Origin of the sequence: Oceanobacillus alkalisoli, from assembly GCF_022213125.1 — a bacterium.
Classification (GTDB): Bacteria; Bacillota; Bacilli; order Bacillales; family Amphibacillaceae; genus Oceanobacillus; species Oceanobacillus alkalisoli.
Genome location: NZ_JAKNRA010000018.1, coordinates 16,375 through 42,958, shown reverse-complemented (window position 1 = coordinate 42,958; position 26,584 = coordinate 16,375). Strand labels below are relative to the sequence as shown.

Below are 26,584 nucleotides of genomic sequence, written 5' to 3'. Positions count from 1 at the left end.
CGTCATCTATTCTTAGCTTCAAAAATTGATTCAGGGATAAAAAGCTTTCGTTAGATCAATCCAACGTTTTACTTCTTACCTCTTTTTCATACTGGTTGTTTTGTTCAGTTTTCAAAGAGCAAATTTTGTTTGCCGTTTCTTAACGGCGACTTTTCTAATATAGCACGTTCAAAAAGTAATGTCAACAACTTTTTTAATCTTTTTCGTTGTTTTCAATTGTTTTGTTGCGGTTGTTTTGGCAACGAATATAAATGTACCATGTTTGAGTTTTAAATGCAAGGTTATTTTTTAAAAAAAGTATTGGAATTAATTTCTTCCTATTATAGGCTTACAAAATAAAATATCCAGCTTACTATAAAAATAAACTGGATATTGTTTTTTAATATTTATTTTGTACGCATTTGCGGGAATAATAAGACGTCGCGGATGGAAGGTGCGTTTGTTAGTAACATTACTAAACGATCAATCCCGATTCCGAGCCCTCCGGTTGGCGGCAACCCATATTCCAATGCTTCAATAAAATCTTCATCCATTAAATGAGCTTCATCATTTCCTGCATCTCTTTCAGCCACCTGAGCTTCGAATCGTTTACGTTGTTCCATCGGATCGTTCAGCTCACTAAAGGCGTTCGCATGTTCACGACCTACAATGAATAATTCAAAGCGATCCGTGAAGCGGGAATCTTCTTTATTTGTCTTCGCTAAAGGAGAGACTTCTACTGGGTGACCATATATAAATGTAGGCTGAATAAGTGTATCTTCCACTTTTTGCTCGAAGAATTCATTTAAAACATGTCCAAATGTCATACTTTCGGTAATTTTTACATTATGTTCTTCCGCTAATGCACGTGCTTCATCATCAGAAAGTTGCTGCCAGAAGTCTACACCGGTTACTTCTTTTACAGCATCAGCCATATGGAGTCTCTTCCATTCTGGCTTCAATTCGATTGTGTAGTCACCATATGAGATTTCTGTCGATCCAAGCACTTCAAGTGCAATATGAGCTATCATATTTTCCGTGAGTCGCATGATATCTTTATAATCTGCATATGCCTCGTAAAGCTCAATCATTGTAAACTCAGGATTGTGACGGGTCGATACTCCTTCATTACGGAAGACTCGTCCAATTTCATATACCTTTTCCATCCCACCAACAACGAGACGTTTTAAATGTAATTCGATAGCAATTCGCATGAAAAGATCAATGTCTAGCGCATTATGATGGGTAATAAATGGACGTGCTGCCGCTCCGCCAGGAATGCTGTGCATCATTGGCGTTTCAACTTCAAGAAACCCTTGTTGATTCAAATACTGTCTCATCGCTTGAATGATTTTACTGCGCTGAATGAAAGTTTCACGACTTTCAAGATTCGTGATTAAATCCAAGTAGCGTTGACGATAACGTTGCTCCACATCTTTCAGCCCATGATACTTCTCCGGTAACGGACGTAAAGCTTTCGTCATTAATTGTAGTTCTTCTGCTTGGACGGAAAGTTCTCCGGTGTTTGTTTTAAACATCTTACCGGATACTCCAATAACATCTCCGAGGTCAAGCGTTTTAAACATTTCATAAACATCATCGCCAACCTCATCTTTACGTACATAGATTTGGATTTGACCGCTCATGTCTTGAATATGGGTGAAACTAGCTTTCCCTTTGCCTCGTTTTGTCATAATCCGACCTGCAACAACTACTGGAATAGCCTTTTCTGCTAATTCTTCTTTAGAAAAAATATCATAATCTTTAATTAAGTCTGCGGCAAAATGGTTTCTTTCAAACTTATCGCCAAACGGATCGATTCCCTGTTCCCGTAAATCTTTCAACTTATCTCTTCGCACCTGCATTTGCTCTGTAAGTTCTTCTGACACCATCAATCACTCCTGTCTTTGATATATGTAAAAATGAATTATCCTGGAATTTTATTTAAGCGTACCACAACAAAGAAAAACCTACCAGTAAACACCGGCAGAGCCTTTTCTTTGAATTATTTTTTCCTTACTGTATCCAGTTCTTTCTGCGGGAGTTCTGCAAGTTGTTCCCGAACTGCTTTACCTATGTCCGGCAGTATTTCATTACTTGCAATTTCTGCAAGCGGAACGAGCACAAAAGCACGTTCACACATACGCGGATGCGGCAATGTTAAACGGTCTTCTGTACTATTTTCTTGATTATAGAGCAAAATGTCAAGGTCAATTGTCCGCGGACCAAAACGAATATCGCGAGTTCGGCCTAATTTCTCTTCTATTCCTTGAGTCGTATCCAATAATTCAAGCGGGTCAAGCAAGGTTTGAATTTCTATCACCATATTTAAAAAATCAGCTTGGTCCAAAAACCCTACCGGATCGGTTTCATAAATCGATGAACGCTGTTGAATAGCAATTGATTCATGTGCTTCCAGCAAATTCAATGCTTCACTCAAGTAAAAGTCTCGCGGTTCGATATTTGTCCCTAGTGCAATATACGCTTTATTCATTCTTTTTTCTCCCTATAAATTTCTACGGCAACAGAATGATACTGTCCATTAATTGGCGGGTTCGGTTTAGTGACCTGTACGCGGCAGGCAGAAAGCAATTGGAAATTTCCGAGGAGTCTGGCCGCAATTGTTTCAGCAACTGCTTCAATCAGATTCTTCGGTTCTCCTTCGACAATGCTTTGAACGACTTCAAATACTTCTCCATAATGGACCGAATCCTCCATCGCATCTGTTGTACCCGCCTGATATAAATCAAGGAAGAGTTCAAGATCAACTGTAAAACGCTGACCAAGTTTACGCTCTTCAGGAAATAAGCCGTGATAGCCGTAGAACTGTAATTGTTTCAAAATTATTTTATCCATGATATGCTCCTTTTCCAAGCATCGCGTCTGTCATCTTCGCAAGTTCCGCATTTACTTTGACATTATGGACCCGCACCATATGAGCACCTTTAACAATCCCGAGGCAAGTTGTAGCTCCAGTGCCAATATCTCTTTCAGCCGACGGAACGTCAAGGATATGACCGATCATTCGCTTCCTTGATGTTGCGAGTAACAGAGGATAAGCAAGTTCTTGCAGTCTTTCCAGCTGTTGCATGACTCGTAAATCATCTTCCCGTGACTTGGCAAACCCAATTCCAGGATCAATAATTATATGTTCATCAGGAACACCCGCAGCTTTTACAATGGCAATGCTTTCTCTTAAGTCCTCCAGCATGTCTTCCATCAAATCATTGTAATTTTCATTTGTGCGATTGTGCATCAATATGATCGGAACTTGATGCTTCGCTACTACTTTTGCAATCTCAGGGTTCTTCTTTGCTCCCCAGATATCATTAATAATATCCGCTCCAGCTTCAATTGCCGCTTCAGCTGTATCTGCTTTAAACGTATCTACTGATATTGGCACCTGCACTTTCGTCTTAATGGATTGAATGACTGGAACAATCCGCGAAATCTCTTCCTCACTCGTAATGGGGGTGTGTCCGGGACGTGTTGATTCACCGCCGACATCGATAATATCTGCACCTTCTTCAACCATTCGGACTGCTTGTGCAACAGCTTTTTCTATTGTAGTATAGCTGCCACCGTCGGAGAAGGAATCAGGGGTTACGTTTAGAATCCCCATAATATGCGTTCGCTCTAGCAAATGTAACTGTTTCGATCTTGTTTTTAAAATCATGTTTATTTCTTTCTCCTCATCGTCACTTTATTCCTTTATCCTATCATATTCCTAAAATACAGGCACCTGTTTATTATTACCTTGGAAGATTTAGCTTTCACCAAGCCTTTTTTGCAAATGTTTTAGCTGCACTTATGCAGGAAGAGAGGATTTATACTTATCTTTCCACAAACAAAAAGGATTAGCAGATGCGATCCGCTAATCCTCTATATATCAAGCTTCTTATTCTTCATCAAATTGATATAGGGCAGTTGATAAATAACGTTCCCCGTTATCTGGTAAAATGGCTAACACTTTCTTTCCTTTGCCTAACTTTTTAGCAACTTTAAGAGCTGCCGCCACTGCCGCTCCGGAAGAAATTCCGCCAAGAATACCGTTTGTTGTTGCAAGTTTACGAGATACTTCAAATGCTTCGTCGTTCTCAATTTGAATGACGCCATCGTAAAGCTCTGTGTCGAGCACTTTCGGTACAAAGCCCGCCCCAATTCCTTGAATTTTATGCGGGGACGGAGAACCACCAGATAAAACCGGAGAATCTTTTGGTTCTACAGCGAATAATTGTACTCCTTCAAAATGAGCTTTCAATACTTTACCCGCACCTGTAATTGTTCCACCGGTTCCAATTCCAGAAATGAATGCATCAAGGCCATCTGTCATTTGATCGACGATTTCTTTTCCTGTAGTTGCCTCGTGGACTTCTGGATTCGCTGGGTTATCGAACTGTTGCGGCATAAAATATCCATGCTTGTCTTTTAGTTCATTCGCTTTGCTAATGGCACCCTTCATTCCATCTGCTCCTGGTGTAAGAACAAGTTCCGCACCATACGCACGTAATAAATTGCGGCGCTCTTGACTCATCGTGTCTGGCATAACAAGAATTGCTTTATACCCTCTAGCCGCAGCCACCATCGCAAGTCCAATTCCTGTATTTCCGCTAGTTGGCTCGATAATTGTATCTCCTTGCTTTAAATCCCCCGACTTTTCCGCTGCTTCAATCATGGATACAGCAATCCGGTCTTTTACCGAACTCCCTGGGTTCATGAATTCAAGTTTTACATAAACGTCAGCTGAGTCTTCATCTGTCAGATTGTTTAATTTCACAATTGGTGTTGCCCCGATTAACTTGGTAATATCATTTGCCACGCGCATGTGATCACTCCTAATTCCTAGCATTTTTATATGAATTGTTAATTATAATGTATGTTTAATTAACTGATTTGTCAACTGTTTTAACAGACTGATTTATGGAATTTATGGAAGTAGCAATTTTTTGCGTGCTGTACCAACGTTTTGTTTAGTTGCCGTAGAGCCAGTCTATTTCATGTTCTTCCCATAATGGTGTTGCTTGAAGTGAGATATTCTTTTCATGCAAAGCAAGTTCGTTTTCCACATATGGTTTAATTTCTTCATAGCTGAACTCAATTTCCGGGAGCGCTTGATGTAAATAAATAATAGCGACTCCGTTACCTGCTGCAAACGGCGTGCTATAAGAATGTTCTCCTATCTCATTTGCAATCTCTTCATAACCGTCAGGGAAAAACTGACTGCTCGTATTAATGAATCCCAGGTAACCTCCACTGTTTTTCGTTTCATCATCTATGGAATTTTCCCTTGCCAGCTGTTCAAAGTTTGCTCCTTGTTCAAGCTCCCCATAGATTCTTTCCGCTGTTTCCATATCAGACACAAGAATATGGGATAGTTGCATGGCGGGGCTGAAATCATATTGATTTTTATACACGTTATAATACTCTTCTACTTCAGCTTCCGGGATGGGGACATCTTCTGTCAGTAAAAATTCGAGTTGGTAGCGATAAATAACTTCTTCTCTCCATTTTTCTTCCGCTCTTGCCAGCTCTTCTTCTTCAAGTGGGCCTTGCATGGATGTTAAATAAGCAAGTTCTCTTTCAATAACCTTCTCACTGATTTCAATATTCTTCTCTTCTGCCAATTTAGAGACAAGATGGCGATCAATTAGGGATTGTAACGCCTTTTCTCCGTGGTTTTCACGAAGAACGGTCATCCAATCAGCATACGTTACATCTTCTCCATCAATCGTTGCAACGGGTTCATTACTTCTGATTGCCTTTTCTTCGCCGTCTTCACTCACAATGACATCATCATTCTGACTCATGAACAGGAGGGTGGCTATGTTTGTAATAAGGAGGACAGTGATAATCCCCCATAGTAATTTTCTTGACATACGATTTTCTTACTCCCTCGTTTATTGTTTCAATTCTTCCAACTCTTCTGGTGTGAACTCATATTTCTCATTACAGAAATGACAAGTCGCACTTGCTCCGCCGTCTTCTTGGATCATTGCATCAATTTCCTCGTTGCCAAGACCGCTTATTGCATTAGCAATTCTTTCTCTCGAACAGCGACAACGGAATTCTAGAGGCATTTTTTCATGAATCGTAAATTCTTCCCCTTCAAATAACTTTCCTAAAAGCTGCTCTGGTGTATATCCTTCTTCAATTAACTTGGATATTGGCGGGAAAGCTTGTATCTGCTCCTCTAACCGTTCAATTACTTCTTCATCCGCACCAGGCATTACTTGCACGATAAATCCGCCGGCCGCTAAAATCGTATGGTCCGGGTTCACTAACACTCCTGCGCCAACTGCTGATGGTACTTGTTCTGAGGTCGCAAAATAGTACGTAAAATCCTCGCTGATTTCACCCGAAACAATTGGAACCTCACCTGTGAAATAATCTCTGAGTCCTAAGTCTTTCACAACACTCAAGTTACCTGACGTTCCTACAGCACGCGCTACATCTAACTTTCCTTTTTCATTTAACTCAAAGTCTACATGAGGATTCGATACATAGCCGCGTACATGTCCTTTTGCATTTGTATCAACTACAATCGCTCCAAGCGGGCCGCCACCTTCAATTTTAATTGTATTGGAGTCCTCACCCTTTAACATGGCACCCATCATACCAGCAATCGTCAACGTTCGACCTAATGCAGCAGAGGCAGTTGCCCATGTATCCTGTCTTCTCCTTGCTTCTTCCACCGTCGCAGTGGATGTTGCTGCATATGCACGGATTCTCCCGTTATAAGCAGTTGTCTTAATTAAATAATCTTTCATGTCTATATCTCCTTTAATGAAAATCTTTTAGCCTGCGATAAATAATGCACAATCCTTTTAAAGTCAGATGGCGATCCACGACATCAATTGTTCGCGAACCTTTACCGATTAGGCCAGAGATTCCTCCAGTAGCAATCACCTGAACATCCTGGTTGATATCTTCTTTTATTTTGCCAATTATACCATCTACCAAGGATACATACCCGTAATAAATTCCAGATTGCATCGCTTCAACTGTTGACGACCCAATAATTTTTTTCGTTCCTTTGATTTCAATCTTTGGTAACTTGGACGCTTTACTATATAATGCCTCCATGGAAATATTAACTCCAGGCGAGATGATTCCACCATGGTAAGAACTATTTTCATCGATGTAACAAAAAGTCGTCGCTGTACCAAAGTCAATGACGATTACCGGTGCTCCGTAATGCTCAATCGCACTCACAGCATTCACAATCCGGTCTGCCCCGACTTCCTTTGGATTAGGGTAACTCATTTTAATATATTTGGAAATATCCTGTTTCCCTACAACGACTGGTTCAATCGCGAAATAATCCCGGCTCATTTTTTCCAGTGCGTACATAATGGGTGGTACAACGGAGGAAATGACGACTCCGCTTATATCAGCGAATGTAATTCCTTTATAGTCGAACAAGGAATGGATGAGCACGCCAAATTCGTCTTCCGTCTTATGGCGGTCGGTTTTAATTCGCCATTCATACAATAGGTTGTCCCCTTCAAAAACCCCTAAAACGGTATTTGTATTCCCCACATCCAGAACAAATAACATAACAATCAAACCTTCCTATTTTTCTAAGTTTAAATATAGCATAGGTCACAGCAAAAAAGAAAATCAGAACAAAGGCGTAAGCGTCCGTTTAGCAAGGTACAAACTGGAGCACTCCGGAAGGGAGATAAAGGAAACACGGTGACGTAAGGAGCCGATGTTGACTTTCACCACAAGGGTATAAGTGCGACTAAGCCTCTGGCTGAAGCCAATCAACAAGTCTTCTTTATCGATTGGAGGAGTGTGAAGTTTGATAGTTGCTGGGCGCAGAGCGGACGTGGCTAACGCTAGGAATTAAAGTTGTTCACAGTATTTTTAGTTTATAGTTCCCTTTGCACCAAGTAAAGAAAGCAGCCACGGTCTTAGCATGGCTGCTTTCTTGATTCATTATTTATCTTTATTATTATTGTCATCTTCATCTGCTGGAGTTGTTGGTTTTTCACCCATGATCGGGTCATTGATATGCCACTTATTATTAGAGTCGTCTTTAGCTTCATCTTCATGCTCTTCTTGCTTTTTCTCTTCGACTTCTTTTTTCACTTCTTCAAAAGACTTACCGACTTGTTCTGTGTCGTCTTCCTCTTCTTTAGAATGAATAGTTACCTTCACATCGTCATCTTCCACGATAGCTTCCAACGGCTCTGGCATGACACCTTTATGGAAAAGGGATTCGATCTGACGGCGTTCAAGTGTTTCAACGTCGAGAAGCGTCTGAGCGATTAACTCTAACTGCTCACGGTGCTCGGTAAGGATTTTCTTCGCACGGTCGTAACAATAATTAATGAAGTTCTGCATTTCCTTATCAATTTCATAAGCGATTTTTTCACTGTATGTTTGGTTATTCTGCAAATCACGACCAAGGAATACATTGCCGCCATCTCCACTGGAGAACTGCAATGGACCGATTTCATCACTCATCCCGTATTCAGTAATCATCTTATGAGCAATGCTTGTTGCACGCTGGAAGTCATTATGTGCTCCCGTACTCACTTCGCCAAAGATGATTTCCTCGGCGACACGTCCACCAAGCAGACCGGTAATCTTATCAAACAGTTCCGGCTTCGTCATGAAGTAACGGTCTTCTCTCGGAAGCATGACCGCATAACCGCCCGCTTGACCTCGGGGTACAATCGTTACTTTGTGTACGACGTCCGCATCATCCAGGACCATTCCGATTACGGTGTGGCCACTTTCATGATAGGCAACAATATTTCTTTCTTTTTCCGAAATTACGCGACTCTTCTTCGCAACTCCGGCAATCACTCGGTCTGTCGCTTCATCGACATCAAGTGAGGATATTGCTTTTCGGTTATCCCTTGCAGCAACGAGCGCTGCTTCGTTCAACAGGTTCTCAAGATCTGCACCAGAGAATCCTGGAGTGCGCTGGGCAATTACTTGCAAATCAACAGTACTATCCAATGGTTTATTACGTGCGTGAACCTTCAGTACCGCTTCCCGTCCTTTAACATCTGGACGATCCACCATGATCTGACGGTCAAAACGACCTGGACGCAGCAAGGCAGGGTCAAGAATGTCTGCACGGTTTGTAGCAGCGATAATGATGATACCTTCGTTCGCATTGAATCCATCCATTTCAACAAGCAACTGGTTCAATGTTTGTTCACGTTCATCGTGTCCGCCACCAAGACCTGTACCGCGTTGACGTCCGACTGCATCAATTTCATCAATAAAGATAATACATGGCGCATTTTTCTTCGCATTTTCAAATAAATCACGTACACGGGATGCACCGACCCCTACAAACATCTCAACGAAATCCGAACCACTGATGGAGAAGAACGGTGTTCCAGCTTCTCCCGCAACAGCACGGGCTAGTAATGTTTTACCTGTTCCAGGTGGTCCTACTAAAAGTACCCCTTTCGGAATTCGTGCACCAACTGCTGTAAACTTACGCGGATCTTTCAGGAATTCGACAACTTCTACAAGTTCCTGTTTTTCCTCATCCGCACCGGCTACGTCTTTGAAACGCACTTTTTCTTTATCGCCAGTAACCATCTTAGCCTTACTTTTCCCGAAGTTCATGACACGGCCACCACCGCCGCCACCTTGTGCTTGACTAAGAATGAATAAGAAAAATAGACCTATTAATAAGAAGGGAACTAAAGTCGTAAGGAATGTCATCCATGGACTTGGTCGTTCTTCTTCCTCTGCAGTTAATATACTTTGATCTCTTGCTAGTGTTGTAATTTCAGCGATTACATCTGTATTGTCTGGTACTTGGGCAACAAAAGATTGGTCACCATCATTCAATATACCGGTGAAACGGACGATTCCATTTGCCGGCTGCAGTGTCAATTCTTTTATTTCACCATTATTTAAAGCACTTATAAATTGCTCCACATCATATTGTTCACTTTCTTCTCCTGGGCCATTTATGATGCCGATTACGCCGATAATGACGAAGAATATCAGGACCCAAAAGAACACATTACGAAATATCTGACTCATTGCCAACCTCCTCCCATACCGGGAAAAACTATATTACATAGTACCATATGAAAAAGTCATTATACAACTAATTTAGCTTTATCATGCTTTTTTATTTTTCAGGACTATTTTTCCTGATAAATCTCTTCCTTTAACACCCCGATATACGGAAGGTTGCGGTAACGTTGATCATAATCCAAGCCATAACCGACGACGAATGCATCCGGCACTTCAAACCCTACCAGGTCTGCAGATATTGCAGCGGTACGCCCCGACGGCTTATTCAGCAAGGTTACAATTTTAATAGAGTTCGCTTTCCGGTACTTGAAGAGGTCGACTAAATAACTAAGCGTCAGTCCACTGTCAATAATATCCTCAATAATAAGCAGGTCGCGCCCCTCTACTTTCGTATCCAAGTCCTTTACGATCTTTACTTCCCCGCTTGATTTCGTCCCGCTACCATAGCTCGACACATCCATAAAATCGAGTTCAACATGAATGTCCATGTGACGGACGAGATCTGACATAAAGGGTAGAGCACCTTTTAATACACCGATTGCAAGCGGAAATTTGCCATCGTATTCTTTGGAAAGCTGTACTCCGACTTCTTTACATTTTGCCTGTATTTCTTCTTCTGTAATTAGAATATCCTCTATATCCTTATGCATACTGTCCTTTAGCATTCTTATCCTCCTACTGATTGCCTTTATCAAATTGAATATTTACAAACTGCTTCCCATCTTCTTCTGTTTGTTTACTTTTTTTTAATCCAATTAACCAGAGAATGTGATCTTCATCATCCACAACGATGGGCCATGACGCTCGCTTATGGAGGGGGACTTTTGCATCGATAAAGACACTTTTTAGCTTCTTTGAGCCGCGAAGTCCTTTCCAGCTCATCCGGTCTCCATCTTTACGTGTTCTCACATGAAGAGGAAACGTGACCTTCTCCACGGGAATGTAGAGCGAGTAAGGGGTAGCTTTATCGCGTGTAACTGTATATGTAGCTGTTAGTACGGATCCATCCGGCAAATTGGTTTTGCCGGGGACCCTTAAGGTTAAATGAAAGAATTGTTGCCCAGGATTGTTTGCTTCGAAGTAAAAAGTCAGTTTGTTATATGCCCGGTTCAGCTTCAAGCCTAGTGGAAAATCAAGTGTTGCGTTTCCCATGGGGCTTCTGATGAGGGTGAGAAATTGTTCCTCATGTTCATACGAAAGTTGATTAGGTAATGTTTCGTACAGATAGTTCAATATTAGATGAAAGGCACGTCTTTGTAAAGATTGGTCGTACTTTTTAAACAAATTAATTTCAAGTGTTGCCTGCTGCTTTTCTTTTTCAAAAATGACCACTTCTTGAACCGCACTTTTTGCTTCCTTTTGCAGAAATGCTTCATCTTCCGCAAGCGTCGCACTTAAATGCTGGGCTGTTCTTGCTATGTTCGCATTCCGGTCCTTCAACAGCGGGACGACTTGATGGCGGTAATAATTTCTTGTAAAAGTACGCTCAAAATTCGTTGCGTCAATTCGCGGCTGGATTCCGTTCTCCGCACAATAGGACTCGATTGCTCCCTTTGTGACAGCAAGGAGCGGCCGGATAATCATACCTTTTCCAAATGGCCGTGTAACGGGAATTCCTTGAAAGGCTTGAGAGGATGCTGTTCGGACAAGCTTCATCACAAGTGTTTCTACCTGATCGTCGCCATGATGACCAAGAGCGAGATAATCCGCTTCCAGTGCATTCATCTTCTCTTTAAAAAATTTATACCGAATTTCTCTTGCAGCAACCTCCGTACTAAGCCCCTCCTTATCCGCGAATGCCTGCACATCAAAGCTAGCGCCATGAAACGGAATACCCCAGCTCTCGCACATATTTTTTACATAAGTGAAATCTGCTTCCGCTTCTTCTCCCCGTAGCTGGTGATTAAGGGAAAGGGCATGTATATCCAATTCCCAACTCTTTCTCCATTTCACCAACAAATGCAATAAGCCCACGGAATCCGGACCACCCGAGACGCCGACAAGTACTCGTGCTCCCTTATGTAGAAGCTGATGTTTTTTTATAAAAGAACGTACTGCTTTTTCCATTTTGTCTCTCCGTCCATCGTATATACTGTTCTTATATTATCATAGTTTTCTTCCCCTCTAAAAGCACAATGAAGTGAGGATCGAAAGGATACTGAATAGGAAAATCCACATAGCCTCCAATAAGCCTATTTTCCCTGTTTCACGTTTGCTCTGATTTTTTCGGGAAAAGATAATCTGTTTTACTTCACGCTTCATTTGGTTGCTTGACGTGTATGTTCCGGTAATGGCTTTCTTCAATACCGGTGCATACGGTTGTAATGCTTTCTCCCTGTCTATTTTTTTAAATAAAAAACTTGCCCGCCTAGTCTCTGGTCGTGAGAATCGCTGTGGATAAAAAATTTCGAGGAAGATGATTGCAAGTGCGAATAAATCATAGCTTGGTTCCGCCCGCCGGGATCCAAGACCCCAATACCCCCGATCATAAAACTCCGTATATTCTTTAATAGCACGTCCGATTTGCGTCACTCCTCCAACATCGATCCAACGAATTCGCGGAGGCGCTTGGCTAATTAAAAGGTTATCGGTCTTTAAATCTCCAAATACCCAGCCCGCTTCATGAAGTTTTTCCAAGTCCTCCAGCAACTGGACCATAAACAAGCCTAGCCAGCTTGCACCATTTTTCCTGAAAAACTGCTGCACACTTTCACCCTGCACATATTCCATCACGTAAAATGTATATGTTCGTCCGTTCGGTGCAAGCCAATCATCCACATCTAATAAAGCAGGCCCTAGAAGATTCCCTCGGACCTGCTTTAATGCTTTCAACACATTGACCTCCAGGGTCATCGATGTTTGCTTTTCACTTATTTTGAGTGCGGCTGTCTGATTCCCGTGCTGACAAAGGTAAACCGTTCCTATTGCCCCTTCACCGAGCTTCCGCTTCATCATATAATTATTTCCTTTAAATTTCCCTTGGATAAGAGTCCCAGGGGGTATGCTAGTAACCTGTTTCTTCCAATCCCGGTTCATCGCCATGACGGAAACTCCTTAATAAGCTCTTTTTACCGAACTGATAAATGGCTTCCCGAAGAGCAGGTCCTGTTGGGGTGATTCCACCACTCGTGATCTTCGGAAATACCGAAGAAATCGAATCAAGCTTCGGTGTCCAATCAAGCACCTTTTGGATATTCTTCCTTTTCCCTGGGAAGCTATAGATGGCAAAGCGGTTTTTTCCTGTCCGGGCATTGAGACTAATCGAGAGATCGATCAAGGCCTCTTTCACCATCTGCAGTTTATGATGCATACTTGCGCTCGTATCTAGTAAAATTAATACTTCAAGATCAGTAGTTTCACCCAGTTCTTCGACTACTTCCACAATTTCACCGCGTTTTTCTGGTTCGATATCTTCGAGGCTTTGGTCTTTTCCAAGAATTTGTTTCAATTCCTGATTGACGAATCCTTGTAATGTCTCGTTCATCGCCTGCTTTGTCACCATTTGGACCGTCTGAGATAATGCTTCACTATAAACAAGTTGACTTACTCCGCCCCCTGACAGAGCGATCTCTTCCACTTCCGTCAGACCATGACTCTCTTCACTCTCATCATGATCAAGGATACCGATAACATTCACAGCGATTCCCTGCTCAAATGCTAGAGCCGCTGTTGCTGCCGGATCCTCCCCTTGGTTCGAACAGCCATCTGTTAATAATAAAATTTGCCTTAATGTTCCTTTTTTCATTATTATATTACCCTCCCGTTCCTAGTTTTATTAGCATCACCAGAAAACGGGGAGGATATACTCAGCCCAGAGCTTTATTTGGATAGATCGGAACGGATGCCCATTTCGGTTGATTCTTGTTAATCTTCGCAACGAGGACGGTCATATCATCATCAATTTCTCCTGATTTTGTACGGATCACCTCCTCCAGTAAAAGATCAGCAATTTCCTGTGGATCCTCCGTTTTCATTTCTTTTAGTGTCCGCTTCAGCCAAAGGTCCGTATTTTCCACATGTCGGGGCCCATCGAACACCCCATCACTTATCATAATTAAAAGATCTCCGGAGATGAGCTGGTCACTAACAATATCAATATCGACATCATGTAGGATCCCCATCGGCAGGTTGCCTGCTTCAATCTTTACTATTTCATCCCCCCGTTTCACAAAACTTGGTGCAGCACTCACTTTAAGGAATTTCACCATCGCATGATTCAAATCAATGACAGCAAGATCCAACGTAGCGAACATTTCATCGGTCGTGCGTAGTGCTAAAATCGAATTAATTGATTTAATCGCCACCTTTTCCGGGATACCGATTTGTAAAATTTGCTGAAGAAGCCGCAGCGTTTCTTCACTCTCCTCTTGGGCTCGTCTACCATTCCCCATCCCGTCACTAATCGCCATCGCATATTTTCCTTCACCGAGCTCCATCGTTTTAAAGCTATCACCGGAAATGAAGCCGCCGCCTTTTGCCGCATTGGCCGCTCCTGTTTCCACAACATATTCTTTTGCCGACCCGAAGGACAGGTAACTATAGCCATTTGGAAACGGGGAGATTTCTTCCTCTTTTACAACAATCATCTCTCCTAAAATATCCGTTAATACAGGGGCGATGAGCTTTTCCCCTTCGCCGTGATAATCATAGAAGGAGACCATCATCTCAATATCGACATTCCCTTTGTTCAGCTGATAGATATCGAGCTTTTCCAGTTCAATCCCAAGTCCTTTTAACGCTTCAATGATTTGCATTTCTTGTTTTTCGTGATGCTCCCTTTCTTTTAAAATCTCATTGGCAAAATCATCCATTACTTCCGAAACACCGAATAATTGATCTGCCACAATTCGCTTGCTCTCCTGAACCTGACGTCTCAGATGGTGGTTTGCCATGTAATAGGTCATCTCTTCCTTCATCACTTCAAGTGTTGATTTCGACTTGACACAATGGTTCTCAAACTCCTTCCTTATTTTCAAACTCGGCTCCTGATTACTCGCATAAGCTTCCTTCATTCCCTCCATGAGCTGATACGTTTTATCAAAGTCCTTCTGCCAGCAGCGTTCTTTCATGAAGCAGCTCTGGCATGTCCTTTCCGTCACCTGGCTTAGGAATTGATCCGTATCCCGTTTCTTAGCTGCATGACTGGATGAATCACTTTCCACCACAGCGAAACTGCGGGCGAGCGCATCAAACACACCAGAAAACTGTTTCACCCGATTCGCCGTCACATCCCGTACCTTTTGTGAATATTGCTGCTGTTCCCGTGCATGTTCCTCTGTGCCTGGTATGTAGCGGGAAATACTCGAAAACCAGCTCGCCGGTGTAATAAAGAAGAGGAAGATAGCAATAAAAGATTCGGTTAAGGAATTCACCAATGTAAAACTTTCTCCGTAGATGACGATGAGTAATGTCCCGACCAATAAACCGGCCGCAACACCAAACTTCCTTCCTTCTTTTAATAACCCTCCTAATAATCCGGAGAAAGCGAGCAAGCTCATCTGGAATAGGTTTGCCACGTTGGCAAGGGATAAAATCAGTCCGACAACGACCCCCACTGTTGAACCGATTGCCGCCCCGCCAACAAAAGCAAAGACCAAAACAAAATAACGGGCAAAAATTTGCTCCACCGCAGCACCGTAAATGACCCAACCTATCGTACCGGTTAAAATCGAGGCAATTAAAATAATCATACAGACGATTTCTTCATTTCTTAACGTTGGTTTATAGCGTTTTGGTGATAATAAAGGAATGCTTTGCATAAAGATAAGTACAAGCACGGCACCAAGCACACTTTCTACAACAATGAGCAGCCACTCGTAGGAAGTTATTGGTCCGTTCAATGAATAGAAGAAAATACGCGGCAACATTGTCGCAAATCCAACTGCAAAAGGAAGGATTACTTTTTCCCTTTTGATCTGCATAAATACTGCAAGAAGAATGAGAAATACAAGGACAGAAAGCATAATAAAGCCTGTATGTTCAAATGTATAAGTCACTGCCCCTAAAGAAACGGCAAGCAGCGCGTGTAGCGTTTTCTTCCGCTGCATCAGCCAGACGCTCGCAAGAAATGCTAAAGCAAACGGAGAAACTGCTGATAAAATGACCGCCCTCCCAAGTAAAAAGCCAATCATCACCAGCAACAGGCCTCGATCGATAAATAATACTTTTGCCTTTGTTTTCCATGGATGTTGTTTCTTTTTCTGGATATTTTCTTTCCAACCGACATATCCCGCTGATTCAACCGATTGCATCATTCACCATCACTCCATTCTTTTCTGATTAGTAAACCATATTCAGAAAACTTTTGTTGTCAAAATTTCAGTGCTCGTCCTAAAAATCGTTCGACGGAAAGAGATAAAGAATCCAAGATTAACGCACGAACGCCTGTCTGTTTGAAATCTAGTAAACTCAGTGGCTGTAGTCTGGATGGGGTGAAACGGAAAGGTGTGGCAATTTGCGGAAATGATGAATGTTTGACGAAAAAGTGGGAAATAGGGAGTGAGAAGCGTAAGATGGGAAGGCATATTTGTGAACATCAAGATTTTAATTGTAGACTCCGGTGGATATTTTCTTGAACTTCGGCATTTTCAATAAGAACTTCAACATTTCACAAAAAACCATTGACACAACCTAATTTCTGTTGTATTATAAATCTCGTTGACATTTTTGGCGGCGTAGCTCAGCTGGCGAGAGCGTACGGTTCATACCCGTAAGGTCGTGGGTTCGATCCCCTCCGCCGCTATATACAACCCAAAAGCTGAAAAGTGCGTTTAGGGATGATCGAACTGGACTGCGGTGTAAGAAGATAAAGGAAACACGGTGAGGCAACGAACCGATGTTGACTTATCGACTGAAAGCGCGGGAAGTTCGGTTCATCCCTGCACTTTGAAGCTAGACAATACAAAAGTAAAAAAGACCGGTTAGGGACTGACGAATTGGACTGTGATGCAGGAAGATAAAGGAAACACGGTGAGGCAACGAACCGATGTTGACTTATCGACTGAAAGCGCGGGAAGTTCGGTTCATCCCTGCACTTTGAAGCTAGACAATACAAAAGTAAAAAAGACCGGTTAGGGATTTCCACACCATTCCCTAACCGGTCTTTTTCAATCTATACATCAACAAAAAACAAAGCAGCAGACCCATCCTTTAGGATGAATCTGCTGCTTCTCTATCACAGAGCATTGTAATTTCCTTCGGGCAGCAAACTATTAACCGCGTTTAGCACCTCGACCTCCACGTTTGGACTCCGTATGCTTCTTAAGTGAGGCTAGACGATCTTCAGAATCCTTAAGGAAACGACTCATTTTCGATTCGAAACTTTCTTGACGCTCTTTTACACTTTTTTGGCGAACCGGACGCTCTTTTGCCTTCTTAATCGATAGGCCAATTTTGCCATCCTTCTCGACATTGATTACTTTAACCTCAACAGTATCGCCAACACTTAAGTGATCGTTAATGTCCTTTACATAGTTGTCAGCAACTTCACTAATGTGGACCAGGCCTGTTTTACCTTTCTCGAGCTCAACAAACGCTCCAAAATTTGTGATTCCTGTAACCTTACCTTGCAGCTTGCTGCCTACTTCGATTGACATAAAAAAAATGCTCCTCCTTAAAAGTTTGAGTAAAATTCTCTACATATAGTATATGGCTGTTCATGTAAAGTGTCAATATGACGGGTCTTCATTTGGGAGTTTAAAGATTAACTCTCCCTTTTTCGTAAAGAAATAATTCGTTCTTGCAATATCTAAGACATAGTCTTCATCATTCAACAGTTCAATTTCTTCAAGCAGTTGAGCCTCTTCCTGCTGTAATCCCGCTAATTCGGATTGCAGTTGCTCGTACTTCTCCGTTTTTTCGGCATGTAGTGCCCGTTGGTTCCAATGATAGACTCCCATAAAGCCGATAATCAATACTGTTACAATGGTGGATAACACAAGGCGACGAATTAAACGCTGCTTCTTTCGATTCTGTCTCTCTATGTATGCATCATACTGTTGGACGTAATTCGAATCTAATCTTGTTACCGTTTTTCTTTCTGCGGACAATTACCCTACCTCCTCTTAAACGTGGCATACTCCAAGCCCTTCTTTAATATATTTCTTATTGTACTATAAATCGGATGCAATTTGTGGAAAAATTTAATGAAATTTTCTGGTATAAGCGGTTTTAAAATTCTACCAATCATTAGGAATGGAAATAGGATAATTTTCAATATAATGGCTAGTAGTTTTACTACCAAATTAATTATAAATACAATGATGCCTGACAATAGAAAAAAGATCCATTTAAGCGGTGTGACGATGAAAATTAGATATACCTGCTTGATAAAGCGGAAAATGGTTCGTAGTACCGAGATTACCCCTTCCAGCACATTACGGTAGACCGTTTTCAATAACGCCTGATAAAAGGAAAAGCCCAACAGACAAGCTAAAAATATATAAAGCCGAATTTCTCCGGAATTAACAAGGAATAAAAAATAGAAAACAATAAGTGTCTGTAGAAGCCAAAAGCCGATTTCAAGTAAATAGCTGATGACTGTACGATTCTTCCAATGAACGGAAAACCGGCGGAACGTATCTTGGGCAAGCCCTAAGTAAATTCCACTTAGCACCATGACAGCCATTGTTGTAAACTGTACGGAGAGCGTCATCGGAATAACTTGCTAAAGAATCCTTTAGCTTTCTCCCCGCTTACTTCATCAATATAGGAAAGCTCATAAATTCTGCCCTTTATCGTTACATTGCCAGCGTTAACATCAAGATTTTTCAATTGAAGGTTTTGGCCGCGGATGATGAGATAGCCTTGCACTGTCTCTAGTAGAAACTCTTCATTATCAAAGCTGTCGACTTCCTTTACACCACTGATTTCAAGTGTTTTGCGATTCACAAGTTTTACTTGGTGATCTAGTTCTGTCCGATTATTATTAGTAGGATAATTCCCCAATTCATTCATAAAAAAACCTCCTTCTCACTGTATTTTATGAGAGGAGGGACAAGTATAGAACTTATATTTTTTCTTCTTTGACAACCGTATACAATGTTTCTGCTTCGTCTTTTCTTACCGTTTCACGTGTGTCATTAACCTGGACGGTGACAAGCTTTTGTCCGAATTCGATTTTAAGGGTGTCACCTGGAACTATTGTCGTCGAGGCCTTCGCTTGATTACCATTCACTGAAATTCTCCCTTGCTCAGCAACTTCTTTCGCCAATGTCCGCCGCTTGATTAAACGGGATGTTTTTAGAAATTTATCCAATCGCATCCTTATTCACTCTCCTTTGCTTCTTGCCAGTATGCTTCCATCTCATCTAGAGTCGCTTCTTCTAATCTTTTCCCCTGTCTTTTGATTCTTTGTTCGATATGCGTAAACCGGGAAGTAAATTTTCTGTTCGCGCGGTTTAAGGCAACTTCCGCATTTATCTGATAAAAACGAGTCAAGTTAGCGAGCACAAACAGAACATCACCAAACTCATCTTCAATATCTTCTGCTACTCCACTTGTAATTGCTGCTTCGACTTCCTTCACTTCTTCCTCAAGCTTGGCCCAAACGTCTTTTGCTTCCGCCCAGTCAAAGCCAACCTTTGCTGCCTTTTGCTGGATTTTCGCAGCTTTAGCAAGTGCTGGCAGGTGCTTCGGGATCCCCTCTAGGATGGAATCCCTTTGTTTACCCTTTTCTTGTTGCTTCAGTGCATCCCAATTCGTAAGCACTTCAGCTGCCGAATCCACTTGAACGTCGCCAAAAACATGGGGATGACGATGAATCATCTTTTCAGTAGCTGACAGGATGACGTCTTCAATTGAAAAATATCCGGAATCCGCACCGATTTGACTATGCAGGACGACATGCATGAGAAGATCACCAAGTTCTTCCGTAATATTGTCATCATCCTCTTGATCGATTGCGTCAATCAATTCATAAACTTCCTCAATTGTGTGGGCACGCAAAGATTCATGTGTTTGCTTTTGATCCCACGGACAACCGCCTGGCCCGCGCAGGGCAGCAATCACTTCTACTAAACGAGAAAATCGATGAGAAAGTTCATCATGTTGAATTGGCGGAACATAAACACTCGTCAGATTACTAACCTCTACAGTCCTGTCTAAGTCTTCAATCCGTAATTTCGTTAGTTGCTCCTTTTCCGTTCCAGCCGCCTCTACAATTGTTACTTCATATTCAGGCGGGAGGTCTTCAAGTAAGCTGAGCTTCACCTCTGAGGCAATAAATGAATCATACACTTGGCAAAAGACAAGATGCTGTTCGTAATTCAACTGTCTCCGCTCAAAGCTTGTCCCATCGACAAATTGAAATCCTTCAATCGGATCAATTTCGAGCGAAGTAAATAATGCATCCAAGTAACTTTGACCACCAGATATTTCAACAGGAACCTCATCTTGCTCCAACAATAATTGCACTGTTCGTTCTGCAAGCATCGGGTGACCTGGAACGGTATAAATGACAGGACCATCTTTTGCCTTGTCCAGGAGGTAAGTGCTAATTTTTTCATAGACGCCCGCAAAATCCTCCATTTCTTCATAAATCTTGTCAAACGAATAAAAACGAACACCTTCTTGTTGTAAATCAGTAATGACAGGGTGGTCTAATGTTCGTGTGTAAACAATCGCTTCTGAGTTTAGTAATTTTTTATAGACACCTATGGACAACTGATTGATATCACCAGCTCCTAGGCCAATAACTTCTATCATGTTCTCTTCCTCTCCTTATAAATCCGCATCCAAATATGGGAAAATGGCAGCATATTTATTTCCTCGGAAATAAATGCTCTCCCGCGCAGTAAAATGAAAAGATAAATACATGCTCCCGTCCCAGCTACAAAGCCGACATAAAGTAAGGCATCAACCCGTGAGAGCTCAGGAATAAATAAATCGATAATAAAAATATATAAAAGCATAGCGGAAACAGCAAGTAACACAGCCTGCCAATTGATTTGCCTTATTAACATCAGCTTCGGTAACTTTCGCTTCAGCTCTATGAAAACGAGTAAAGAAAAACATGCTAAACCAAGAATGGTTGCAATGGCCGCTCCTGTTATTCCGAAAATTGGCACGAGTAATTCATTTCCAAGCCCTTTCACGAAAACAGATAGGATAATAAAAATAGCAGTCCGCTTTGTCCAACCTAGTCCTTGTAAAATTGTCGCACAGGTAACCCCTATGGAACTGAGCAAAATTGCAAAGACGAGAATTTGCAAATCACTTGTTCCTTTCGTATCCTCGAATAACAATATATTCGCTTCTGGCATGATCGCAATCAGTCCTGCCGTTGCACCAACTGCCAAATAAAAACCAATTGCAATACTGCTGCGGATATGTTGATAAAATGACGGCGCATCTTCTTGCAATCTATGTTGAGAAACCGACGGAATCATCGCTAATGCAAATGAAGAACCGAGTACTGTACCTAACTGTATCAGCGGCTGCCCACGGTCGAGCACCCCTTTTGCCTCCATTGCATCCACTTGTGAAAGCCCATATTCCTGTAATCCAGACACGAGCGTAAACGCATCGGCAAACTGAAACAGCAGGAGTACCATATGATTCAGTGAGGCAACAAGCCCGAACAATAGAATCGTCTGGATATAATAGCGCCAAGGAACGGAAGTCTGCATCAATAGAGGCGGCTGTTCCGACTTACGAACAAACAGGGTTAGTATGAAAATAGCGGTAAGCGCCCCACCAATACCCGCAATTGCCGCCCCTTCGCCAATCCGGTAAAGGTCCGCTCCCGAAAAGCTAACATAAACCGCAACAGCAAGAATCAGCAATACACGAAAGAACTGTTCTCCTATTTGAGAATAAGCGGTTGGCTTCATATTCCCGCTTCCCTGCATAACTCCTCGCAGCAAAGAGGTAAAAGGGATAAGCAGGAAACTAAAAGCAACGAGCTGATAGGCCTGGGTTAAACCAGGGTCTCCAATCCAGCTTGCTAAACTACTAGCGGATACAAATAGCAGAACAGCAAGTGTTCCCATCACAAGGAATAAAATCAGAAAAATAGGGTAATAAAAATTAGCAGTCGTCCGCGTATTGCCCTTCTTCTTCGATTCCGCTGTCAGCTTTGATATTGCGGACGGAAACCCATACAATGCAAGAATCATTCCCATCCCAAGCAGCGGGTAAACTTGCTGGTAAATATAAAAGCCGATATCACCTGTAAGGTTCTGGAGCGGAATCCGGTATCCGGCACTTAGCACTTTACTAATCAGTCCGGCAACCGTTAAAAGCAATGCTCCCTTGAGCCATTTACTATCACTACTCATTAAAAAACGTCCCTTACAATACATAATTTGTGTCCATTATACCACTTAAAACACAAAAATGAGCCATCCAAGGATATCCCTGAATGACTCATTCCTTTAAGTTACTCCATTTGCTTTCCTAAAAATACCGCCGCCGTTTCGGTTACTTTCGCTTCTACATCGGTCAGTTTATCCCCTTCTCGCGAGAATAGAAATACACAGCCAATCGGGTCGCCATTAGCGATGATTGGACTCAAGCAATAGGAATCAAGTTCCAATTCCTTGCCTTCCAACAGCTCCATCGTTTCTTTATTGGTTTTAAGTAGTTGGGAGCGATTTTCTATTGCTTTCGTGACATCTGAACCAATCATTTTATTTAAATAGTCCTTTTTCGATTCACCGGCAACCGCAATGACGTCATCACGATCACAAATTAACACTGGTATTTTTAATGAATCAAATAGAGACTCTGCATATTCCTGCGCGAAATGTCCCAGTTCGCTAATAGGCGAATATTTCTTTAAAATAACTTCTCCATCCCGATCGACGAAAATTTCTAGCGGGTCTCCCTCTCGAATGCGTAATGTACGCCTTATTTCTTTAGGAATAACAACCCTGCCTAAATCATCGATCCGTCGTACAATTCCTGTCGCTTTCATACCATGCCTGCCTCACTTTCAACTAAAAATTACAATTCTTAAGAAGTTGTAAATATCACCAGTGTTGTTTTAGTATGAGGCAACTTGGGATAAATATACATGATGAGAAAAGTTTAGGATTCGCGGTTTACTTCTGCCAAATTTTTAATCAACTCTTCTGCCACTTTATATCGTTCATGTTCGGTTTCCCTCTTCCATGTGACGACAATTTTAAGTTTCGTGTTTTCTGTTCCGAGTTGGACATTACGACCAAAGCGGTTTGCGAGTTCAAAGAGCTTCGCACCATCGACCATGTGGCTCCGATCTTCTTCCAATAACAATTCTAATTTTTTATTTTTCTCGGTAATAAATTCAACTCTTTCTTTGCGGCCATACAAGCGAAGTTTCGAGACAGTGAATAAATGTTCCACTTCTTCCGGATAGTCACCAAATCGATCAATGAGCTCATCCTGCAAGTCCGTAATATCCGTTTCTGAATCGATCGTCTGGAATAATTTATAAATATCAATCTTCTGCTTGCCATCCGGGATATAGTCTTCCGGAATATAAGCATCAATCTTCAAGGATATCTCTGGATCAAATGGCGTAATATCCTCGATTTCTTTCCCTTGTTTACGGGCATCGATTGCATCTTTCAACATTTTCGAATACAGATCATACCCGACGGAATCGATGAATCCATGCTGCTGGGAACCGAGGAGATTTCCTGCACCGCGAATCGATAAGTCGCGCATCGCAATCTTAAATCCAGAGCCTAGCTCCGTGAATTCCTTGATCGCCTGTAAACGCTTCTCAGCAACTTCAGTTAAGATTTTATCTTTTCGGTAGGTAAAATATGCATAAGCGACTCGGTTCGAACGACCGACACGTCCTCTCAGCTGATAGAGCTGACTTAATCCCATGCGGTCCGCATCATTGACAATAAGTGTGTTCACATTTGGAATATCAACACCCGTTTCAATAATCGTCGTACTCACCAACACATCAAATTCACCTTCAAGAAAGCTTATAATTACATTTTCAAGCTCTGACTCGTTCATCTGTCCATGGGCGACCCCAACACGAGCACCGTCAACGAGCATGCCGACATCCCGGGCAACCTTATCGATATTCTCGACACGGTTATAAAGGAAAAACACTTGCCCCGCGCGAGCCATCTCCCGTTCAATTGCTTCCCGTATGAGAATTGGATTGTATTCCATTACATACGTCTGAATCGGGAAACGATTTTCCGGCGGTGTTTCAATAACAGATAAATCACGCACACCGAGCATTGACATATGAAGGGTACGCGGAATTGGTGTTGCTGTTAGAGTAAGGACATCTACATTCGTTTTAATCTGTTTAATCTTCTCCTTATGCTTCACACCAAAGCGCTGCTCTTCGTCAACAATCAATAAGCCTAAATCAAAATACTCCACGTCTTTTGATAATAACCGGTGAGTACCTACAACAATGTCAACAGTACCTTTCTTCAAGGCTTTCAATGTCTCTGTTTGTTGTTTTCTTGTGCGGAAACGGCTTAATAATCCGATATTAATCGGGTAATCCTGGAACCGTTCACGGACCGTTTCGTAATGCTGTTGGGCTAGGATCGTTGTCGGGACAAGGAAAGCGACTTGCTTTCCGTCCATAATCGCCTTGAATGCAGCCCGAATGGCCACTTCTGTCTTCCCGTATCCAACATCGCCGCAAAGCAGCCGATCCATTGGCTGTTGTCTCTCCATATCCTGCTTAATTTCCACAATACAGCGCAGTTGATCCTCCGTTTCTTGATACGGGAAGGCCGCTTCAAACTCCCGCTGCATTTCAGTATCCGGGGAAAAGGCATATCCAATACGCGCTTCCCGTTCAGCATAAAGTTTAATAAGATCATCTGCAATATCCTCAACTGAAGACTGGACCCGGCGTTTTACCTTTGTCCACTCTGATCCGCCAAGTTTATAAAGCTTCGGTTCCTTTCCTTCCGAACCGACAAATTTCTGTACGAGATCGATCTGATCAATCGGGACGAATAACTTGTCATCCCCAGAGTAATGAATCAGCATGTAGTCATTATGCATGCCATTCATTTCTAATGTTTCAATTCCTAAATATTTCCCTACTCCATGATTCGCATGGACAACAAAGTCCCCGACATTTAACTCTTGATAGCTCTTAATACGCTCTGCGTTAGAGATTTTTTGAGACTTCGGTTTCCGTTTCGTCCGTTTTTTAAAGAGTTCACTTTCCGTAATGACGACTAACTTATGCATCGGAAGCTCAATACCGCTTGATAAATTACCCGCCACAATCGTTGGTTTCGTAACCGGAAGCTGTAATTGTTTCGAAATAGCTGCTTCGATTTGATAATCTTCTAAGATGGATTGTATTTTTCCGGCTCGTTCCGCGCTTGGAGCTAGAATCAAGACAGATACGTCGCCTTTTTCCCAGCGCTCGAGTTCACTTTTAAACAAATGCATCTGACCGTGGAATTCTTGCATCGCACGGGATGAGAGATTAATAATATTTTCCGGTTGTGTATTTGGGAGATGACGGAGAAAAACAGACATATAAATGCGTTGATGCTTCATTTTCTCCACTACAGCCTGCCAGTCAAAGGAAAAATGACTATCCTTCACCATGCGGTTCGATTCAAGTAAGCTGCTGTACCATTCCGCTTCTTCTGTATCAAGATTCATAGCCGTTTCTTGAACTCTTCCCATCTCTTCTAAAATAAGCAGGCCATTGCTCGGAAGATAATCTAGTAAACTCTTAGGATTCTCATAGAAAAATCCAATATACTTATACATTTCCTGGAAGCGCTCCATGTTCTTGAGTCGACTAATATCATACTCGACTGTTTCCAGCAACTCTTCCTTTGCTTCTTTCGATGTTTTATTTTTTAAGCTTTCTGCAAGCGCCTTTTCAATCCGTTCCGCAGCAGCAAGCAGCTCTTCTTGGGTGAGAAGCAGCTCAGTTGCAGGACCAATTGTAATCTCCTCCGTACGTTCAAGGGATCGTTGAGTGTCCGCATCAAAAAAGCGGATGGAATCGATTTCTACATCAAATAGTTCAATCCGGACAGGATGTTCTTCCGTCAAGGGATAAATGTCAATAATTCCACCACGTTGACTGAATTCTCCCGGTGTTGTCACCATCTGTGTCCGTTCATACCCCATCTCCACTAGAAAAGAAAAATAAGCATCTATATCAATTTCTTCTCCTTCTTTGAAATACAGTTGGTATTTCAACCATTCATTACGGTCCGGCAGCATTCGTTTCAGACCCGCAATCGGAGCAATCAAAATATCTGCCTTCCCCTCGGTCCATGCGGTAAGTGCTTCCAAACGCTGACTTCTTAATTCGGGGCTGGCTGTCGCAATTTCTGAGGCGATCAGTTCGTTCACCGGGTATAGATGTACTCGCTCCTCCCCAACGAGTCCAGCTATGTCGTCATATAATTGCTCCGCCTGCAGCAGCTGATGGGTCACTAATAATACCGGCCGTTTTAACGACGCATTAATAGCAGAAACGAGCATACTCCTGGCAGGTCCAGCAAGACCTGCCACGAGCTGCTCCTTCATGCCGCCCGATAATCCATTCATAATCGACTGGAAATCTTCTTTTTCTTGTAAAAACTGATATATTTCTTTCATCTCATACCACTCTACCTATATCAAAATAAAT

23 protein-coding genes and 1 tRNA gene are annotated in these 26,584 nt (G+C 42.1%); 1 reads left to right on the top strand and 23 read right to left on the bottom strand.

Annotation, left to right across the window (positions count from 1 at the left end; all coding sequences use genetic code 11):
* Nucleotides 1–386 precede the first annotated feature (386 nt).
* The 14 genes from lysS to spoIIE form a co-directional block, all read right to left on the bottom strand.
* A complete protein-coding gene (gene lysS / locus L3V42_RS16475; protein ID WP_238472489.1) occupies nucleotides 387–1,871 on the bottom strand; it encodes a lysine--tRNA ligase in 1,485 nt (494 codons plus the stop codon).
* A 113-nt stretch (nucleotides 1,872–1,984) separates the two neighbouring features.
* Entirely contained in the window at nucleotides 1,985–2,473 is a 489-nt protein-coding gene (gene folK / locus L3V42_RS16470; protein ID WP_238472488.1) for a 2-amino-4-hydroxy-6-hydroxymethyldihydropteridine diphosphokinase, read from the bottom strand.
* Nucleotides 2,470–2,835: a dihydroneopterin aldolase gene (gene folB / locus L3V42_RS16465; RefSeq protein WP_235763561.1), complete on the bottom strand. Its 366-nt coding sequence runs from the start codon at nucleotides 2,833–2,835 to the stop codon at nucleotides 2,470–2,472. The genes folK and folB overlap by 4 nt, the downstream gene beginning before the upstream one ends.
* Nucleotides 2,828–3,655, bottom strand: coding sequence for a dihydropteroate synthase (gene folP, locus L3V42_RS16460; protein WP_235763562.1), 828 nt, complete (start codon nucleotides 3,653–3,655; stop codon nucleotides 2,828–2,830). The genes folB and folP overlap by 8 nt, the downstream gene beginning before the upstream one ends.
* Nucleotides 3,656–3,877: 222 nt before the next feature.
* Nucleotides 3,878–4,804 (bottom strand): cysteine synthase A, encoded by a 927-nt coding sequence (cysK, locus tag L3V42_RS16455; RefSeq protein ID WP_238472487.1) that lies wholly within the window; start codon nucleotides 4,802–4,804, stop codon nucleotides 3,878–3,880.
* 145 nt (nucleotides 4,805–4,949) lie between these two features.
* A complete protein-coding gene (locus tag L3V42_RS16450) occupies nucleotides 4,950–5,855 on the bottom strand; it encodes a peptidylprolyl isomerase (RefSeq protein ID WP_235763564.1) in 906 nt (301 codons plus the stop codon).
* 21 nt (nucleotides 5,856–5,876) lie between these two features.
* Nucleotides 5,877–6,746: an Hsp33 family molecular chaperone HslO gene (gene hslO, locus L3V42_RS16445; protein ID WP_238472486.1), complete on the bottom strand. Its 870-nt coding sequence runs from the start codon at nucleotides 6,744–6,746 to the stop codon at nucleotides 5,877–5,879.
* 13 nt (nucleotides 6,747–6,759) lie between these two features.
* Nucleotides 6,760–7,536 carry a type III pantothenate kinase gene (locus tag L3V42_RS16440; protein WP_235763566.1) on the bottom strand — a complete coding sequence of 259 codons (777 nt, stop codon included), beginning with the start codon at nucleotides 7,534–7,536 and terminating at the stop codon, nucleotides 6,760–6,762.
* Nucleotides 7,537–7,920: 384 nt separating this feature from the next.
* Complete coding sequence (gene ftsH, locus L3V42_RS16435; RefSeq protein ID WP_235763567.1) at nucleotides 7,921–10,002, bottom strand: ATP-dependent zinc metalloprotease FtsH; 2,082 nt, start codon at nucleotides 10,000–10,002, stop codon at nucleotides 7,921–7,923.
* A 104-nt stretch (nucleotides 10,003–10,106) separates the two neighbouring features.
* Nucleotides 10,107–10,649 (bottom strand): hypoxanthine phosphoribosyltransferase, encoded by a 543-nt coding sequence (hpt, locus tag L3V42_RS16430; RefSeq protein ID WP_238472491.1) that lies wholly within the window; start codon nucleotides 10,647–10,649, stop codon nucleotides 10,107–10,109.
* 25 nt (nucleotides 10,650–10,674) lie between these two features.
* The gene (gene tilS, locus L3V42_RS16425; RefSeq protein WP_238472485.1) at nucleotides 10,675–12,066 is read right to left on the bottom strand and encodes a tRNA lysidine(34) synthetase TilS; all 1,392 of its coding nucleotides are present in this window, start codon (nucleotides 12,064–12,066) and stop codon (nucleotides 10,675–10,677) included.
* A 57-nt stretch (nucleotides 12,067–12,123) separates the two neighbouring features.
* The gene (gene prkT / locus L3V42_RS16420; RefSeq protein ID WP_238472484.1) at nucleotides 12,124–13,041 is read right to left on the bottom strand and encodes a serine/threonine protein kinase PrkT; all 918 of its coding nucleotides are present in this window, start codon (nucleotides 13,039–13,041) and stop codon (nucleotides 12,124–12,126) included.
* Nucleotides 13,004–13,744 carry a VWA domain-containing protein gene (locus L3V42_RS16415; protein ID WP_238472483.1) on the bottom strand — a complete coding sequence of 247 codons (741 nt, stop codon included), beginning with the start codon at nucleotides 13,742–13,744 and terminating at the stop codon, nucleotides 13,004–13,006. The genes prkT and L3V42_RS16415 overlap by 38 nt, the downstream gene beginning before the upstream one ends.
* Nucleotides 13,745–13,805: 61 nt before the next feature.
* On the bottom strand, nucleotides 13,806–16,253 hold the full coding sequence (gene spoIIE, locus L3V42_RS16410) for a stage II sporulation protein E (protein ID WP_238472482.1): 2,448 nt from the start codon (nucleotides 16,251–16,253) through the stop codon (nucleotides 13,806–13,808).
* Between the two features lie 414 nt (nucleotides 16,254–16,667).
* Between spoIIE and L3V42_RS16405 the strand changes: the two genes are divergently transcribed.
* A tRNA-Met gene (locus L3V42_RS16405) sits at nucleotides 16,668–16,741 on the top strand.
* Between the two features lie 469 nt (nucleotides 16,742–17,210).
* Here the strand turns inward: L3V42_RS16405 and L3V42_RS16400 are convergent.
* The 9 genes from L3V42_RS16400 to mfd all read right to left on the bottom strand — a co-directional run bounded on the left by L3V42_RS16400 (nucleotide 17,211) and on the right by mfd (nucleotide 26,553).
* On the bottom strand, nucleotides 17,211–17,594 hold the full coding sequence (locus L3V42_RS16400; RefSeq protein WP_235763572.1) for a S1 domain-containing RNA-binding protein: 384 nt from the start codon (nucleotides 17,592–17,594) through the stop codon (nucleotides 17,211–17,213).
* A 72-nt stretch (nucleotides 17,595–17,666) separates the two neighbouring features.
* Nucleotides 17,667–18,047, bottom strand: a complete 381-nt coding sequence (locus tag L3V42_RS16395; protein ID WP_235763573.1) for an FtsB family cell division protein — start codon at nucleotides 18,045–18,047, stop codon at nucleotides 17,667–17,669.
* A gap of 5 nt (nucleotides 18,048–18,052) precedes the next feature.
* Nucleotides 18,053–18,652, bottom strand: coding sequence for a spore cortex biosynthesis protein YabQ (gene yabQ / locus L3V42_RS16390; RefSeq protein WP_238472481.1), 600 nt, complete (start codon nucleotides 18,650–18,652; stop codon nucleotides 18,053–18,055).
* Nucleotides 18,649–18,954: a sporulation protein YabP gene (yabP, locus tag L3V42_RS16385; protein ID WP_235763575.1), complete on the bottom strand. Its 306-nt coding sequence runs from the start codon at nucleotides 18,952–18,954 to the stop codon at nucleotides 18,649–18,651. Before yabP ends, yabQ begins: the two co-directional genes overlap by 4 nt.
* A gap of 52 nt (nucleotides 18,955–19,006) precedes the next feature.
* A complete protein-coding gene (locus tag L3V42_RS16380) occupies nucleotides 19,007–19,261 on the bottom strand; it encodes an RNA-binding S4 domain-containing protein (RefSeq protein ID WP_235763576.1) in 255 nt (84 codons plus the stop codon).
* Between the two features lie 2 nt (nucleotides 19,262–19,263).
* Entirely contained in the window at nucleotides 19,264–20,703 is a 1,440-nt protein-coding gene (yabN, locus tag L3V42_RS16375) for a bifunctional methyltransferase/pyrophosphohydrolase YabN (RefSeq protein WP_238472480.1), read from the bottom strand.
* On the bottom strand, nucleotides 20,700–22,277 hold the full coding sequence (locus L3V42_RS16370; protein WP_235763578.1) for a putative polysaccharide biosynthesis protein: 1,578 nt from the start codon (nucleotides 22,275–22,277) through the stop codon (nucleotides 20,700–20,702). The genes yabN and L3V42_RS16370 overlap by 4 nt, the downstream gene beginning before the upstream one ends.
* A gap of 101 nt (nucleotides 22,278–22,378) precedes the next feature.
* The gene (gene spoVT, locus L3V42_RS16365) at nucleotides 22,379–22,915 is read right to left on the bottom strand and encodes a stage V sporulation protein T (protein ID WP_235763579.1); all 537 of its coding nucleotides are present in this window, start codon (nucleotides 22,913–22,915) and stop codon (nucleotides 22,379–22,381) included.
* A 113-nt stretch (nucleotides 22,916–23,028) separates the two neighbouring features.
* Entirely contained in the window at nucleotides 23,029–26,553 is a 3,525-nt protein-coding gene (gene mfd, locus L3V42_RS16360) for a transcription-repair coupling factor (RefSeq protein ID WP_238472479.1), read from the bottom strand.
* Nucleotides 26,554–26,584 lie beyond the last annotated feature (31 nt).

Coding starts and splice junctions, on each gene's coding strand:
- lysS (WP_238472489.1), bottom strand. CDS start 1,871: ATGGTGTCAGAAGAACTTACAGAGCAAATGCAGGTGCGAAGAGATAAG.
- folK (WP_238472488.1), bottom strand. CDS start 2,473: ATGAATAAAGCGTATATTGCACTAGGGACAAATATCGAACCGCGAGAC.
- folB (WP_235763561.1), bottom strand. CDS start 2,835: ATGGATAAAATAATTTTGAAACAATTACAGTTCTACGGCTATCACGGC.
- folP (WP_235763562.1), bottom strand. CDS start 3,655: ATGATTTTAAAAACAAGATCGAAACAGTTACATTTGCTAGAGCGAACG.
- cysK (WP_238472487.1), bottom strand. CDS start 4,804: ATGCGCGTGGCAAATGATATTACCAAGTTAATCGGGGCAACACCAATT.
- L3V42_RS16450 (WP_235763564.1), bottom strand. CDS start 5,855: ATGTCAAGAAAATTACTATGGGGGATTATCACTGTCCTCCTTATTACA.
- hslO (WP_238472486.1), bottom strand. CDS start 6,746: ATGAAAGATTATTTAATTAAGACAACTGCTTATAACGGGAGAATCCGT.
- L3V42_RS16440 (WP_235763566.1), bottom strand. CDS start 7,536: ATGTTATTTGTTCTGGATGTGGGGAATACAAATACCGTTTTAGGGGTT.
- ftsH (WP_235763567.1), bottom strand. CDS start 10,002: ATGAGTCAGATATTTCGTAATGTGTTCTTTTGGGTCCTGATATTCTTC.
- hpt (WP_238472491.1), bottom strand. CDS start 10,649: ATGCATAAGGATATAGAGGATATTCTAATTACAGAAGAAGAAATACAG.
- tilS (WP_238472485.1), bottom strand. CDS start 12,066: ATGGAAAAAGCAGTACGTTCTTTTATAAAAAAACATCAGCTTCTACAT.
- prkT (WP_238472484.1), bottom strand. CDS start 13,041: ATGGCGATGAACCGGGATTGGAAGAAACAGGTTACTAGCATACCCCCT.
- L3V42_RS16415 (WP_238472483.1), bottom strand. CDS start 13,744: ATGAAAAAAGGAACATTAAGGCAAATTTTATTATTAACAGATGGCTGT.
- spoIIE (WP_238472482.1), bottom strand. CDS start 16,253: ATGATGCAATCGGTTGAATCAGCGGGATATGTCGGTTGGAAAGAAAAT.
- L3V42_RS16400 (WP_235763572.1), bottom strand. CDS start 17,594: ATGTCAATCGAAGTAGGCAGCAAGCTGCAAGGTAAGGTTACAGGAATC.
- yabQ (WP_238472481.1), bottom strand. CDS start 18,652: ATGACGCTCTCCGTACAGTTTACAACAATGGCTGTCATGGTGCTAAGT.
- yabP (WP_235763575.1), bottom strand. CDS start 18,954: ATGAATGAATTGGGGAATTATCCTACTAATAATAATCGGACAGAACTA.
- L3V42_RS16380 (WP_235763576.1), bottom strand. CDS start 19,261: ATGCGATTGGATAAATTTCTAAAAACATCCCGTTTAATCAAGCGGCGG.
- yabN (WP_238472480.1), bottom strand. CDS start 20,703: ATGATAGAAGTTATTGGCCTAGGAGCTGGTGATATCAATCAGTTGTCC.
- L3V42_RS16370 (WP_235763578.1), bottom strand. CDS start 22,277: ATGAGTAGTGATAGTAAATGGCTCAAGGGAGCATTGCTTTTAACGGTT.
- spoVT (WP_235763579.1), bottom strand. CDS start 22,915: ATGAAAGCGACAGGAATTGTACGACGGATCGATGATTTAGGCAGGGTT.
- mfd (WP_238472479.1), bottom strand. CDS start 26,553: ATGAAAGAAATATATCAGTTTTTACAAGAAAAAGAAGATTTCCAGTCG.